This window comes from Aurantivibrio infirmus (genome assembly GCF_054767315.1).
In genome coordinates, this window is sequence record NZ_BAAFSK010000005.1 from 1 (window position 1) to 14,731 (window position 14,731).

17 protein-coding genes are annotated in these 14,731 nt (G+C 41.9%); 13 read left to right on the plus strand and 4 right to left on the minus strand.

Features of this window, described 5'->3' with window-relative positions:
• The 11 genes from ACYUCY_RS11725 to ACYUCY_RS11775 all read left to right on the plus strand — a co-directional run.
• Positions 1-291: hypothetical protein (locus tag ACYUCY_RS11725; RefSeq protein ID WP_460226687.1), on the plus strand; the 291-nt coding region annotated here is incomplete at its 5' end.
• A gap of 481 nt (positions 292-772) precedes the next feature.
• Positions 773-1,219, plus strand: coding sequence for a hypothetical protein (locus tag ACYUCY_RS11730; RefSeq protein WP_460226688.1), 447 nt, complete (start codon positions 773-775; stop codon positions 1,217-1,219).
• A 97-nt stretch (positions 1,220-1,316) separates the two neighbouring features.
• On the plus strand, positions 1,317-1,679 hold the full coding sequence (locus ACYUCY_RS11735; RefSeq protein WP_460226689.1) for a hypothetical protein: 363 nt from the start codon (positions 1,317-1,319) through the stop codon (positions 1,677-1,679).
• A gap of 104 nt (positions 1,680-1,783) precedes the next feature.
• Complete coding sequence (locus ACYUCY_RS11740; protein WP_460226690.1) at positions 1,784-2,167, plus strand: hypothetical protein; 384 nt, start codon at positions 1,784-1,786, stop codon at positions 2,165-2,167.
• 97 nt (positions 2,168-2,264) lie between these two features.
• Positions 2,265-2,819: a non-canonical purine NTP pyrophosphatase gene (locus tag ACYUCY_RS11745; protein ID WP_460226691.1), complete on the plus strand. Its 555-nt coding sequence runs from the start codon at positions 2,265-2,267 to the stop codon at positions 2,817-2,819.
• Positions 2,819-3,607, plus strand: coding sequence for an SIR2 family NAD-dependent protein deacylase (locus tag ACYUCY_RS11750; RefSeq protein ID WP_460226692.1), 789 nt, complete (start codon positions 2,819-2,821; stop codon positions 3,605-3,607). The genes ACYUCY_RS11745 and ACYUCY_RS11750 overlap by 1 nt, the downstream gene beginning before the upstream one ends.
• An 88-nt stretch (positions 3,608-3,695) precedes the next feature.
• The gene (locus tag ACYUCY_RS11755; RefSeq protein WP_460226693.1) at positions 3,696-4,352 is read left to right on the plus strand and encodes a DJ-1/PfpI family protein; all 657 of its coding nucleotides are present in this window, start codon (positions 3,696-3,698) and stop codon (positions 4,350-4,352) included.
• A gap of 11 nt (positions 4,353-4,363) precedes the next feature.
• Positions 4,364-4,891: a hypothetical protein gene (locus ACYUCY_RS11760; protein ID WP_460226694.1), complete on the plus strand. Its 528-nt coding sequence runs from the start codon at positions 4,364-4,366 to the stop codon at positions 4,889-4,891.
• Positions 4,892-5,007: 116 nt separating this feature from the next.
• Positions 5,008-5,328 carry a hypothetical protein gene (locus ACYUCY_RS11765; protein WP_460226695.1) on the plus strand — a complete coding sequence of 107 codons (321 nt, stop codon included), beginning with the start codon at positions 5,008-5,010 and terminating at the stop codon, positions 5,326-5,328.
• A 459-nt stretch (positions 5,329-5,787) separates the two neighbouring features.
• Complete coding sequence (locus ACYUCY_RS11770) at positions 5,788-6,282, plus strand: hypothetical protein (protein WP_460226696.1); 495 nt, start codon at positions 5,788-5,790, stop codon at positions 6,280-6,282.
• A 70-nt stretch (positions 6,283-6,352) separates the two neighbouring features.
• Positions 6,353-6,688, plus strand: coding sequence for a hypothetical protein (locus ACYUCY_RS11775; RefSeq protein WP_460226697.1), 336 nt, complete (start codon positions 6,353-6,355; stop codon positions 6,686-6,688).
• A gap of 295 nt (positions 6,689-6,983) precedes the next feature.
• Here the strand turns inward: ACYUCY_RS11775 and ACYUCY_RS11780 are convergent, their stop codons facing one another.
• Positions 6,984-7,961, minus strand: a complete 978-nt coding sequence (locus tag ACYUCY_RS11780; protein ID WP_460226698.1) for a transposase — start codon at positions 7,959-7,961, stop codon at positions 6,984-6,986.
• A 166-nt stretch (positions 7,962-8,127) separates the two neighbouring features.
• Here ACYUCY_RS11780 and ACYUCY_RS11785 point away from each other — a divergent pair, with 166 nt between their 5' ends.
• Positions 8,128-9,363 (plus strand): APC family permease, encoded by a 1,236-nt coding sequence (locus tag ACYUCY_RS11785; RefSeq protein WP_460226699.1) that lies wholly within the window; start codon positions 8,128-8,130, stop codon positions 9,361-9,363.
• 99 nt (positions 9,364-9,462) lie between these two features.
• Positions 9,463-10,071 carry an acyltransferase gene (locus ACYUCY_RS11790; RefSeq protein WP_460226700.1) on the plus strand — a complete coding sequence of 203 codons (609 nt, stop codon included), beginning with the start codon at positions 9,463-9,465 and terminating at the stop codon, positions 10,069-10,071.
• Between the two features lie 34 nt (positions 10,072-10,105).
• Here the strand turns inward: ACYUCY_RS11790 and ACYUCY_RS11795 are convergent, their stop codons facing one another.
• The 3 genes from ACYUCY_RS11795 to ACYUCY_RS11805 form a co-directional block, all read right to left on the minus strand.
• Positions 10,106-10,534, minus strand: a complete 429-nt coding sequence (locus ACYUCY_RS11795; RefSeq protein ID WP_460226701.1) for a response regulator — start codon at positions 10,532-10,534, stop codon at positions 10,106-10,108.
• A 673-nt stretch (positions 10,535-11,207) separates the two neighbouring features.
• On the minus strand, positions 11,208-12,236 hold the full coding sequence (locus tag ACYUCY_RS11800) for a hypothetical protein (RefSeq protein ID WP_460226702.1): 1,029 nt from the start codon (positions 12,234-12,236) through the stop codon (positions 11,208-11,210).
• 57 nt (positions 12,237-12,293) lie between these two features.
• Complete coding sequence (locus tag ACYUCY_RS11805; protein WP_460226703.1) at positions 12,294-14,645, minus strand: outer membrane protein assembly factor BamB family protein; 2,352 nt, start codon at positions 14,643-14,645, stop codon at positions 12,294-12,296.
• Between the last annotated feature and the right edge of the window lie 86 nt (positions 14,646-14,731).

Below are 14,731 nucleotides of genomic sequence, written 5' to 3' on the forward strand. Positions count from 1 at the left end.
TGCAATCAAAAGATGAAAGAAAACGAGCTACTAACAGAACTTGAAGTACATATTGACGAACAATGGGGGCCATCTATCAGGCTTTCCAGTTATGAGCATCAAGATTACATTGATGATGTAACAACTGAACATTTTGATATGTTGTGTGAGCTAAAAACATGTGACGATGAAACTGGTATTTATGTTCTTCACTTCGGGCAATCAGCGAATCCTGAGAAATTAGAAAATATTGTAAGAAAAATAAATCAATTTCATGGTACAAAAAATAAAATATATGAAACAATCGTCTAAAAAAATGCATAACAAGGCGGTCAAGTTCACTCCGGCTGCAAAAAGCGCAGCCTGCGCGGGACGTGCTACGCGTTGCTTCGCACGCCCCTTACCTTGGCGTTATGAGGCTAAAACAAATTAAAATATAGCGTAAAAAAATAAAATCGGTAAAAGTTTGCAGTGGTTTTGTTAGTGCACTGTGCCACCGAAACGAGGTAGCGCACAAACTAAGTTCGTAAAAATGTAAAGACTATATGTAAAGCACGGTGTTTTTTACTGGCTAAGTCACTATGCTCTCAGGGTAAAAAATAATGTAAGGTTTAGTGCTTTTACGGGCTAAGCCGCAATGCTAAAAAAGTAAAATAATTAATAGTGCGTCGTTAACGTTGGGTATCAAACCAAAATGATAAAAAAAACTCATAACAAGGCAATTGTACGGACTTTTATAAGCTCCGGCTTCGCCTCCACTTATAAAATCCGCACATCGCGGCGTTAAGTGCATATGAGCTATTTCGAAAAAATTAACAATCATAAGTATATTTATCTTGGAAGCATTAGTGAGCCAGAAGATAACTCTCTTAGGCTTACCATCGAAGAAGCAGTGTCTGGTGAAGAGGAAGATATAGAAATTAGCGGAGTAAAATTATCTGGTAGTAGAGCATTAGAGGTTACCGACAAAAGTTGTATTTACGAAATTGTATTCGAAACTTATGTGGGTTATTCCGTATTAGACGAATCGTATACTATACAAGACGATCACGAGATATTTGAGGGTAGGTTATTCTGTATATATAGTAAGTCTCACTTTTTAGACTACATTAGCAAAGCAACATTTGCTTCAGATGACCACCCTGGACCATATAAGCATTATGCTTTTAATTGTCTAAACCACATAGTAGATGTTGCTTCAACGAGAGTGCCTAGAATTGAACAAATTAAAAGCACTTAACAAACAAAGCCACCCGAAACTGCGGGCAATGGCTTTGAAAAACAAGCCATTAATGCGCCCGCAATTCGGGTGCTTTGGGCGTTAAGTGTACTCAATCATGAAAAAATTAATTGTACTAGTAATTTTAGCGCTGAGCTTTTCTGCTCATTCCTGCCCCGAGAAAAGTGATTTTCCAATAGATATCAAAATCACTGAAGAGGCACAAACGGATAATCATATACCACTAAAAGCCATATCAATGTCGTTACTGCTAGAACATAAGGGGCTTAATTTAGTAGCTATCCAGCTTTTATATGGTGAGGTATCGGAATTTGTTATCCCCCTTGAGTACGGTAAAGATCGGGGTAAAGCACATACAAGATTTTCTATCTCGCAACGATATATGTCCTCGTTAGAAGTTTTATATATTTACTCAGGTAGTGGTTGTAATGTCGCGGTACAAAAGCTGGTCAACACTTAACAAGTAAAGGCACAGGAAAATTTAATGTTTCGCTTTCGCTACACATCAATTTTCCTGTGCTTTAGGCGTTAAGTGTAAAATTGGAATCCGAGGGAAATTGGAGTATGGACGAAACAATAAAGAAAAAATTAGTTTGGGTTCCCGCAAGCCTAGCGATAGCTGGTTTTATAGTAGCTCTATTAATAATCTACTTTGTTCCATATCAATTATCTAAAGCTGTATCTCTCATAAGTAAAACTGAACAGACAGTACAATTTCCTAGCTACATGGCTTACTTAGTTATTTTGGGTTTTACGTTTCATCCATTATTTAAACTTGCCACAAACCTTATCCTAATTAGTAGGTGGCAAAAAGGTTCACTTCCTTCCTGTCCGGTTTGTCGCCACCCAATGATAAAGCGTATTGCAAAACGCGGTTCCTATGCTGGGCAAACATTTTGGGGCTGCGTACAATTTCCCAAATGTGGAGGCACGATTCACGTTGGTTAAAAAACACTTAACAAGCAAAGCCATGCGAAAACCTACGCTTCGCTCCGTTTTCGCATGCTTTGAGCGTTAGCTGCCCTCAATAATCAGAGATATTTACGTGGAAATTAATTTTGTAACAAAGAACCCCCACAAGGCTAAAGAGGTCGAGGCCATCTTAGGCAATATAGGGGTATCTATTGTCCACGCTCCCTTAACAATACATGAAATACAGACTGAAGATATTAAGCACATAGTAAGGGATAAAGTACTTAAGGCCTTCAATAAAGTAGGTCGCCCCGTGTTTATTGAGCATACAGGCCTTTACATTGACAGCTTACAAGGTTTTCCCGGCGGTCTAACACAGGTATTCTGGGATAAGTTAAAAGCAGATAAATTTTCTGAATTGTTCGGTGGGTTAGAAAATACATCTCTCACAGCAAAAACAGTTATCGCATTCTGTGATGCTAAGAAAGTATATATATTTGAAGGGGCTGTGGAAGGAAATATAGCGTCTGAGCCAAGAGGTAATAAAGATTTTCAATGGGATTGTGTTTTTATCCCAAAAGGCTTTAAAGAAACATTTGCCGAGATGGGCGAAAAGAAAAATGAGATTTCAATGCGCAAGATAGCTTTTGATAATTTTAGAGAATTTCTTGTATCGGAGGTTCTGTAATGGATGATCTTGTAGCATCATATCGAGAAAAAAATGTCATCCTTTTTGTCGGTGCAGGAGTATCGAAAAATCTTGGTCTTCCCACGTGGTCAGAACTTATAGATCATATTGCCGTTGAGTTGGGATATGACCCCGAAATATACAAGTCTTTCGGCAATGACTTGGCCTTAGCAGAATACTATAGGGTAAAAACAGGAAGTATTGGCCCTCTCAGAAGCTGGATGGATACTAATTGGCATTCTGCCAATGTGGATTTGCAAGGCTCCGAGATACACAAACTTATTGCAAACTCAAAATTCCCAATGGTTTACACCACCAATTATGATAGGTGGCTAGAAAAATCATATGAATTGTATAACAAGAAATATACAAAAATTGCGGGCGTATCTGATATTGCAAAGATCAAAGATGGTGTAACTCAAGTTATTAAATTCCATGGTGATTTTGACAACGATGAAACTATTGTACTTGATGAGTCTAGTTACTATGAGCGCTTAGAGTTTGAGACCCCTTTAGATATAAAACTCAGGTCGGATGTTTTAGGAAAATCTGTTTTGTTCATTGGGTATAGTCTAACTGATGTGAATCTTAGGTTTCTATTCTACAAGCTGGCTAAATTATGGAAGTCAAATAACGGTGGTGGTGTTCAGCCAAGATCATATGTATTTACGCATAGACCAAACCCCATTCAAGAAACAATATTAGATCAATGGGGCATTAAAATGCTTACCTCAAAGGAAAGCGACCCGCAAAAAGCATTATTAGAATTTCTGAGAAAGTTTCAATAATGCAGCTAACAAGCGCGTCAATTAGGACGCTCGCAAGCTCGCGCCTATTACGCGAGCGTTAGCGTTCTTACGTAGGAATCGAACTAAAATGATCAAAGTATCAATACTGACTTTTGATGGCTTTAATGAAATTGATTCGTTCCTCGCTTTAAATGCCATAAATAGAATGGTATCGGAAGGGATAGAGGCGGAAATAACTAGTCCAACACCTTCTGTTGTTTCGATGAATGGAGTGCGTATAGATTCACAAAGAACATTGGAATTCGCACTTGAAGCTGATGTGGTGATCGTCGGCAGTGGACGTAATAGCGAAAAGGTTGCAAACGATAAATCCATTATTGACGAACTTCAAATTGATTTAAACCGTCAAATAGTTTGTTCCCAATGTTCTGGGGCACTTATATTGGCAAAAATGGGATTGCTGGACGACAATGAAATTTCTACCGACAACAGTACTCGAACAAAGTTGATTGACTCAGGATATAGGGTGGGAAAATCAGGATTTACGAGATATGGCAATGTCGTAACGGTAGGCGGCTGTTTATCAGCACATTATCTTGCCGGTTGGGTAATTTGTCAGTTTTTAGGCAAAGCTGCAATGGAGCAGGCGCTTAGTTATATAGTGCCGGTCGGCGAGGAAGAACAATATATTTCTCGAGTCTATCGCGTAATCTCTCCTTATATACATGAAAACAACACGCTAACAAACCACTCAAAACCGACGCCAAAAAGCGGCGCGGTTTAGTGGGGCGTTAGGTGAAAATGAAAATCCGAGCCATTTTCTTAGTAACTTTCTTGACTGCTTGTGGTGGCCAGGCTGATCTCGAAGGAATAAAACAAAGATTCTCTGAAAATCGTGATTCTTTCGAGCGAATATACTCAATGATTCAGGAAGAAACTTTTACTTCTCCCTGCTTTGCAGTAGGCACAGATCATATTGGTGACTATTGGGAGCACAGTGGTAAATGGAACACTAACCAAAACTATGAGCGTAAGATTTTGCTAGAACAAGTTCTTAATGAAGTCGGTCTTTCGAAAGAAAGATACGAAAACTATTTGTCTCTTTTAAAAAAAATTAGCTCCGAACGCATAGAATATTGCCCCAAGCAACCGAGCTGGGTTCGCATAATGGTTCATAGAAGCGGGCTAGCTGTTTCTGGTTGCTTAACGACCATAAACTTAAATGGTGATGGCTCAATTCCAAATACAGATATTAAGCCAAGCTATTCTAGTGAAATTACCCCACTCGTTGATGGTTGGTATCTAAATCATGACTGTACGTAAATCACCTAACAAGGCGCCCAAGTTTGCTCCAGCCGCAAAAAGCGCGGCTTCCGCGGGACACACTACGCTTCACTCCGTGTGCCCCTTGGCTTGGCGTTATGCATGAATGAGAAAAAATGATTTCAGAATCTGATTGGAAAAAATTTAAAAAGATAAAAGAAACTGCTTTAGAGCGCTTCTGTGAAACGGTGCTCAACGATGTATCTGAAGGCCTAAGCAATAAAGAAAACACGACAAATCATGGTAAGTACTTGTATCTGTATAGGCTAATCGAGAACTACGATAAACAGATCGCATTATTGTTTAATGATCACAGCCGGTCTAAAGCAGCAATTCAGCTAATGATGCTGCGCGGTGAGGGATTGGTTAAAGAAGAAGAGCTAGAGAATTTGTCCGATGAGCTTAAAGAGCATACCAAGCCTGAAAAATATGCATAACAAAGCCATTAAAAATCGGCCGCAAAAAAGCGCGCGGCCTACGACGCTCCTAGCGTCGCGCTTTTTATGGCGGCGTTATGAGGCTAAAACAAATTAAAATATAGCGTAAAAAAATAAAATCGGTAAAAGTTTGCAGTGGTTTTGTTAGTGCACTGTGCCACCGAAACGAGGTAGCGCACAAACTAAGTTCGTAAAAATGTAAAGACTATATGTAAAGCACGGTGTTTTTTACTGGCTAAGTCACTATGCTCTCAGGGTAAAAAATAATGTAAGGTTTAGTGCTTTTACGGGCTAAGCCGCAATGCTAAAAAAGTAAAATAATTAATAGTGCGTCGTTAACGTTGGGTATCAAACCAAAATGATAAAAAAATCTCATAACAAGGCAATTGTACGGACTTTTATAAGCTCCGGCTTCGCCTCCACTTATAAAATCCGCACATCGCGGCGTTAGGTTTACACATGCGTGCGTTCAAACATATATCCAAAAAGGAAGAAAATGAACTTAGGAAATTGTTCCCTACTTTCTATCTTGATGAATTACATGAGGATAATTCAATAATTAAACTGCCAATTTCATTGTGGGATAAATGGTATAAGGATATTGAAGATAAAGAGAATCAGATCAAGTTTGACTGTTCAGATAAAGAGGAGCGTGAACGATACAAACTATTTTATGGGTTAGCGGCTGATATTGTCAGGGAATATGAGGTATACGGAATATTCTATGGGAGAGGGGGTATCAAGAGTGTTCGCTCAAGAACTCAACTTATAAAAGACCTCACTGATCATCATTTTTTTATGAGGCCACTTTTAATCCCAAGTGTAAATGCAATTTTTAGTATCACCTGGGACTTTACTGCGTATATTTTTTGCAAAAACCAAGGTGGAGTAAGTCACCTATTAGATCTTGCATTTGCTCGTGGTTTGAAATTAATCACTAAACCTAACAATTAAAGGCACAGGAAAATTTAATGTTTCGCTTTCGCTACACATCAATTTTCCTGTGCTTTAGGCGTTATAACTCATGAATAACAAGATATTAGTAATTCTAGTGATTGGTTTAACGGGCTGTAGTTCTGTATATGAAAATGCATATCAAGGATTAACTAAGAAAGAATATAATGAAGGAGGTTATTTTTATACCTATTGGGTTGAACAAGAAAAATTTATGATCGATCCCAATAGTAGTTTCGATCAGGAAATTGCTAGAGCAGATTTAGTAAATTGTAAAATTGAGCTAGAAGATAAAGAAATTACTAAGCACGTAAGAAACAGATATATAGCCACTGTTGCACTTATAGATTGCATGGATAAAAAAGGTTGGAAGGCTACCTTCTCGTCAATAGTAATGCTCATGTGAGCAGTTATAACAAGGCAATCGTTCGGACTTTTATAAGCTCCGGCTTCGCCTCCACTTATAAAATCCGCACATCGCTGCGTTATGAGGCTAAAACAAATTAAAATATAGAAAATTATCAAGACACCCATGTTTATAAAATCGTCGAGTAAAACAAGCAATCCCTTCAAATAGTTTCTCCTGCCTTCCCCCGAATTCACTACTTTCTTAGAAAAAATAGTAAAAGCAGTGAAAAGGGCGAATATCAGGCGAAGAGAAAACTACCCAATGAGTATTTTGATTTGTTGAGGCGATTAATTTAGTGGAGTAGGGCGCGACAACCTGCCAAGCCTGGCGTGCGTAGATAGCCGAATTGTTTGGCTGCTCGTTTTAATGCATACACGCAACCCGCCAAATTTTTGAAGCGACTTTCAAATTGCGTGCTGAGTGTTATCCAATGTTGAGGGTCGATATTTAAGCGGGTTAACACTGGAGGAAGATGTTGTGGAATAGACCCGCGCTTATCTTCGCGAATAATTCGCCCGGTCCAATCGACGAGTTCAATGTAGTCTTTTAATGGAAAGGGTAATCCTGTTGGCATGTCTTGCCGCGGGTTACCGACAAAAGGCATTAATGTTTTTGGTTGTTCCCCGGTACTTTTCAGTGCTGTGATTCGGCGTTGAATAGAGGTGTGTGTTGATGTTTCTGGTGTGGTCGCCATTCGCGCTCGAATCGGATTGAGATCGACATAGGCCATACAAGCCGCGAGCGCTTTTTCGTAAAGTAGCGCTTGCGAGGTGAACCTTGCTTCCCAAAACTTTCCCGTACAGTTGTCTTCCGTATTCGCTTGCCGGGCAATCGGTTCATTTAAAGCCCGCATAAACCAACTAATATCGCAGAGTTGTTTGCGCCACTGTTCTAGCTTTTCGTCAACTGCAAATTTTTCAACTTTACTTAAGGTATCGCCGCGCGCGAATTTTTGTGTCAGCAAGGTGCCTTTGTAGAGTGAGTGCCAACGTTTACAAACTTCGTTATTTGTCCACCTTTCCGCTTGTGCCGTATCGACGTGCAAGACCACATGATAATGATTACTCATGACTGCGTAAGCGCAGATATCAATTGCAAAACAGTTTGCTAGCTCGAGGATACGCTCTTCAATCCATTGGCGACGGTGTTCAAAACAATTTCCTGTCGCTGAATCAGTACCGCAAAGAAAAGCTCGGCGAACACAGCGTGCCGTACAGTGATAATAGGGAGTGGCGTCTAAGGAGATAAGCTCCTTCCTTGGCTTTGGCATTAATTGATCCTCCATGAATCATAGGCTGGTCAAATATACAGTTGTTGATGGCTTTGATCAATCATTATCATGGGTGTCTTGATAGGCATCTTGATCAATCATTATCATGGGTGTCTTGATAGGCATTGTTAGAAAAGAACGGATCAACACTAGGTTTTGGAAATATATGTCCCAGTCTCCCGTTTTAGCCCGCCGAATTAATTTACCGCTTTTAATATTTTATGGTCTCGGCACAGTCCTTGGTGCGGGCATTTATGTGCTTGTCGGAAAAGTAGCTGGCAGTGCGGGATTGCTTGCGCCTTTATCGTTTTTTACCGCGGCGCTTATTGCGGCACTTACGGCGATGAGTTACAGCAAGCTGGTGGTGTTGTTTCCGAAGAGCGCTGGGGAAGCGATATATATTGAAAATGGTTTTAGTTTGAAGTGGTTAACATTGCTCGTCGGTTTGTTGATTATTCTTACTGGCATAGTATCCTCCGCGACCCTAACCAAAGGGTTTGTTGGGTATTTTAATTTGTTACTTCCGCTGAATAGTTCTTTGACTATTGTGTTGTTAATTTTATTAATGGCGACACTCGCGATCTGGGGTATTGCAGAATCTTTAATGTTCGCGGCGGCGATGACCATCATAGAGGTTCTCGGTCTATTGGTGGTCTTATATTATTGCGGTGAAAGCCTCGCTTTAGTTCCAGATAAATTCTCGGACATTTTTATTCCAAAAACTTCTGCGCAATTTGCCGGTGTTTTCTATGGTGCGTTTTTAGCGTTCTACGCATTTATCGGTTTTGAGGATATGGTGAATGTTGTCGAAGAAGTTAAAAAACCTGAGGTAACAATGCCGAGGGCGATTCTCTGGGTGGTAATTTTGTCGACGACTTTGTATGTGTTGATTTCTCTTGTCGCGACACTTTCACTGCCTTTGCTTGATCTGGTCAATAGTGAAGCGCCCTTAGCGGAAATACTTGAGGGGAAGAGCGTGTTAGCTGCCAAATCGCTTGCCGTTATTAGTGTGTTTGCAATTGTCAACGGCGTGCTAATTCAGATTATAATGGCGTCGCGTGTGTGCTATGGCATGTCGAAGCGCTACGGTGGGCCGGATTACTTGCATTATATTTTCCCCGCTACCCGAACTCCGATATTTGCGACTTTGCTCATAGCGGGGCTGATTTTAGTTGCGGCGTTGTTTTTACCACTAACCACGCTCGCGAAAGCAACCAGTTTTATTATTTTAATAATATTTTCATTAGTTAATTTATCGTTGTGGAAGTTAAAAAATAACAATTATCGCTCTTTAAACAAGGAGTCAGTAAAGCTAATAGAAAATACACGCAGCTATCCGTTTTTGGCAGCAATGCTTTGTCTGGGTCTTTTACTGTTTCAGATAAGTTCTTTGTTTGGATGAGGGTGTTATCTTTTACGTGGCTCAAATTATTAATTAAAAAATTGGCGAATGGAAATTGTAGGTTTTTGGGTTTAAATTTGGCCGATTGAGGATTTTTGGATGATGTTTATTAGTAGGGTCTTAAGCTTGCCGGGTCGATTAAAAGAGCGTGTCGATCAATGGCGATTGAAACGCCGCTGGCAAAAGCTGCGCGCTAATGGAATGCATATTGGTAAGCATGTAAACCTTCCAGCCTCCACGTGGATTGACAATAGCCACTGTTTTTTAATTAGTATTGATGATCTTTGTGGCTTCGGAGAGTTCTGTAGTATTTTGGCCCATGACGCGCAAATGGATGAGTTTCTTGATGCAAGCCGTTTAGGTCGCGTCATCATTCATGAGTCATGTCATATCGGCGCGCACTCGGTTATTTTAGCTGGAGCGGAAATTGGTCCGCGTACCCTTGTTGGAGCAAACTCGGTGGTGTCTTCTCGGCTTCCACCAGATACTGTTTGTGCAGGTAACCCTGCGCGCGTTATCTGTTCTTTGTCTGAGTATTTAGAAAAACACAAAAAACGTATAACACCTGAAACAAGCTTTCCGTTTAGAGAATATGATATGCAGTTTATTACCGAAGAGGGAAAAGCTCGGATGATTGCTGCGTTAGAGAAAGGGCCTGCCTACATGATAGGAGGGCGTGATCTTTATTGGGAAACTCACGAAAAGTAGCGGTAAGAGAGAAACTTAACATACTTGGTTTGACTTAATACCAAGCAACATTATATTTTTCAACCCCGGTAAACAGGCGGTTACCTTTGTTGCTGGCAATCCGTGTCAGTAAAGAATTGAGCGATTGAGTGTTCAGTTCATCCTTTTTTAAAAAATCGACAGCACCAGCTCGTAAGGCTGAAATAACAAGCTCTTCATCACTGTGGCGCGTTAACAATACAAACGATGCGCAGGGGTAAAATGCGCTAAGATCTTTAATGACTTCAGTCCCTACGTTTCCTGATAAGCAATAATCGATGAAAATGATATAGGGTAAGTGTGGTTTAAGCGTATTTTTAAGTTGTTCAGTAGACTGTAATGTGAGTACATCACAATCGGGAACGACCTCCATAGTTATCCTTGTCGCCAATTCGAGATCACCAGGGTCTTCATCTACAAAAATCAGTTTAAGTGCAGCTCCCATATTCAATCCGCTCAATGAGTTAGAGATGTATTGTTTTTATGGTGAAGTGGTTTAGCTGAGATCAATTAAAAAGTGAAGCGGGAGTTTAGCGCTCTATTTGCCTAACTTACAATACTTGAGAGAGTAAAACTCAGAAATTAGAATAGTCTGCACTTTAATCGTTCATTTAAATGAAATTACTGCTAGGCGATATACTTTTTTGTTCTGCGGAAAATATTTTTTAATAACGTAATAGCAATCAATAAATAGGATCGCGGAATTCAAAACTCGGACGTGAACTGCGTTTCAATAAACTGTAATTTTCTCTGGTTTTTTTTTAAATTGAATTTTTCTCCAGCGTATGGCGCTTAGGTTCACATGTGTACTTGTTAAGAGTAAAGCTATTGGCTTGTGAGTTGAGTCTGTGTTGAGTGAACAAGGGAGGTAAAAAATAAGGGTTAAAATAATTTAATGGGCTACTGAGGTTTGCGGTGCACCTGAATACGTCCTATAGGTTAACCTTACATATAATGACTATGTACTTGCTCAATGCTTTTTGGCGTCTTGATTGAAAGTACTACATTTGTCAGCGTTGGTTAAATTTTTTAAGCTTGATGCCAGTTAAACAAAATTTGGATAATAAAAAAGGCCAGTTAACACCGGCCTTTTTAGTGGGTGATAACTTTTGGTTACCCTATTTTTTTCCTTCCGCCGCTCGACGTTCTTCTGCGCGGGCACCAGCCAAAATACCTTCCATGCCGATGTTGCCTTCATGGCAAGCGTATTCATAAATACCTGGTGATTCCCAAAATTCGTATTCACCGCCCCAAGGTTCATCCCAAACATTTGGGTCTTCGATGGTGAATTGATACAGTAAGCGATCGTCAGCAACACGGGTAAACCGTTCCGTGACTTTTAATTTGTCTGTTGCTCCGTAAAAACTTTGTTCCGGGTGAAAGTCGATAGTTTCGACGACTAAAGAATTGTCTTCATACCAGCCGATAGAATCTCCCATCCAGTTTTTTACGCCATCATTTCGGTGTTTTCCACCAATATGAATGATGCGAGTGTCGTGAACCATTTCGACCACGATAGCAACGGTGTCGGTGCCTTGGCTGATCAAATAATTATTGTTATACAACACAGGTCGCATAACCGGGCCCGCCGCGGTCTGCATGAATATGCAACGTTCCGATAATGCGCGGCCTTCTGGGTTGTCATTTCGACCAACCATATTTCCGTCTTTGTCCGGAATTGTTGCGCCAGGTCGTGCTCGAACATAAGGCGGCGCGCCAGCTTTTCGTTTGGGTACGCGTCCATCGGCGGTAGTGGTAATCATAGAGCTACGCGGCTTGCCGTCGACACGCATAACTTGCGTACCAGGGTCAGTCCAAAAGCGATTGTATCCGGCATTGGTATTTTTATCTTTTGGCGCGCCTTCGTTGGGGTCAGTAGGCACATTACCCGCTGCTCTATAGTCCTCCGCTGCACCTTGAATTTTTGCCGCTTGGTCTTCTCGTAATATCAACTGATCGCCAAATTCTCGAGGCCTTTCAAAGGGCGTTGTCGTCGCATTACTCCAAATGCCACCGATATCTGGTTGACCTAAAGAATTTTTTGGCGATTTGTAATCAGACGCAGCGTGAGTATTTGCAATGCATAAGGCTAAAACTCCCGCGGTTAACAATGTCGATTTTATTGTTAGGTGCATTTTATTTTTCATTTTTTCTACCCTCGCGATTATTTTTGCGCTGTAAATTCATTTATCTGTAATAAAAAATTAATTTTCTCGGGATGCTAATTCCATCATGACGAAGCGACTGACCGCATCGATCTGCGTGGCGGTTAAAATGGCCGACATCGCAGGCATTTCCGCGTTACCGGTGGTAATAATATTGCGGACCTCCTGAAGACTAGATAGGGAGCGTAATGCCGGAGCGTTTGAACCAGGGATTCCTTGCCCCGTTGTGCCGTGACAGGCTGAACAGTAGGTTTGGAAAGCACTTCTGCCTTCGGCAAGTTGCTCAGGTGTGGCAGTAATTGTTTCCGTTGCTGCACTTGTCTGAGTTGCCGCGGCAGCGTTTGAAGAAACATTTCCGGTCACTGAGACCGTTTCTTTATCGCCTTCTCTTGGTAAAGACAAAACGATGAGTTCGGCGGGATGTTCTCGCGTCGACAATGCCATTGCGATGTATTGTCTACCGTCGTGCTGATAAGTCATCGGCGCGCCAGAGGTTTTTTCGGGTAGTTCGATTTCCGCGATTACTTCACCGGTCACTTTGTCGTAAGCGCGAAACATCTTGCCACCGGGGTCGCCACCGATATTTGCAGACTCTGCCAAGAACAATAAGGATTTGGTCACCAGCGGGCTTGGTCGCACAGAAATCTGTCCCATGTTGTCCCAGTCGAGATCTAAATCTTTAATCGCTGGGTGGTTGCGAATCCAATCAGGTGCGCCACCGATTGAACGCGACCAAGTGTGCTCACCTTTATTCATGTCCGTTGCGGTGACTAGTGCCCAAGGTGGGCGATTAACCGGTAGGCCATTCGGCAAATACATAAGTCCGCCGCCCCGCGCTGGTGTGTATTCCCAGTCGGTTAAGCTTGGGTCGGTCTTTCGCAAACCAATGGACATAAAGGTATTGCGAGTGGGTGTGAACAAGGTGTTAGTTTCTTTATCAATTGCGGCGCCGTGCCAATTGGAACCACCACCATAGTTCGGGTAAACGACTGTGCCCTTGGTTGGGATACCATCACCAACCAAGGTGGGAGGTGTATACATCGGGCCTTTTACATAATCGTCCATCATCGCCAAGGCTTGGGCTTTTAACTCCGGCGTAAAGTCGATGAGATCTTCTTCGTGGTAGCCAAGGTTCGAATAGGGCGCAGGTTTGGTAGGGAAGGGTTGAGTGGGGGAAAGTTTCTCGCCAGGGACGCCCATCTCGGTGGGGACTGGGCGCTCTTCGATAGGCCAAACAGGCTCACCAGTAACGCGGTCGAAAACGAAATTCATGCCCTGCTTAGTTAATAAAGTTACGGCTTTAATAGTTTTGCCGTCTTTTTCTATGTCATGGAGAATAGGGGCCGCAGGTAAATCGTAATCCCAAACGCCGTGATGAAGAACTTGATAATGCCATACACGTTCGCCCGTTTTTGCGTCGAGACAAACAATTGATTCACCAAAAAGCCCGTCACCATCGCGTTCGCCGCCCCAAAAATTGTTGGTTGGACTTTCTACCGGTAAATACACGTAGCCTAATTCTGGATCTGCCGACATCATCGACCAGACACTCGCAGCACCGGTATGTTGCCATGCATTTGGGTCATCCCAAGTATCGTGACCAAATTCACCGGGCTTGGGAATAGTGTGAAACTTCCATAGCTCTTCGCCAGTACGAATATCGTAACCGCGTATGTAGCCAGGCGTACCACCAATTTTACGCGGTGTGTCATTACCAATTACTTGAATAACAATTACGTCGCCAACAACAATACCTGGAGCAGTCGATCCCATATCTTCAGCTTCACGAGGGTCATCTTCATCAAGTAGGTTTGCGACGAGATCGACAACACCCTGATTACCAAAACTTGGATCAAGTTCGCCGGTAGCAGCGTCGATGGAAAATAAACGCCCATCAATAGAGTTGTGCAAAATTCGCGTTTTTTCACCGTCTGTCCAGTAAGAAACTGCGCGGCTTGATCCAGTGAAGCGACGAGTACCAACACGCAAAGGGTTGGGTGTGAACAACCATTGTGTTTCACCAGTACCTGCGTCAATGGCTGCAACTTTTGATCCGCCAGTCGGAAGGTAGAGAACACCATCGATATGCAGTGGTGTGGCTTTCCAATTTGAGTCTGGTCGATTGGGTAGTTCTTCCGCCTGCCAACGCCAAAGTACTTTGAGGTCGGAGACGTTTTCTTTGTTGATTTCGTCTAAAGCTGAATATCGTGAATTGCCCAAGTCGCCACCCCAGGTGATCCATTCTCCCGTTTTGGGAGTGAGGGAATTCCAGCTGGGAGCACTCGAACTTTTTTCACCAGCGGCGTTTTCTTCCGGTGTGTTTGAGTTTGGTTGTGAGCAACCAAAAAGAAATACCGCAACGGCGATGGCAATAGGGATATTTGCTTTCATTCATTAACCTTTATTATTAGGGGTTGATCAGGCGTTTGTGCGTGACCCTTATTGTTCGATTGGCCAAAGGCCTAACAAAAACTGAG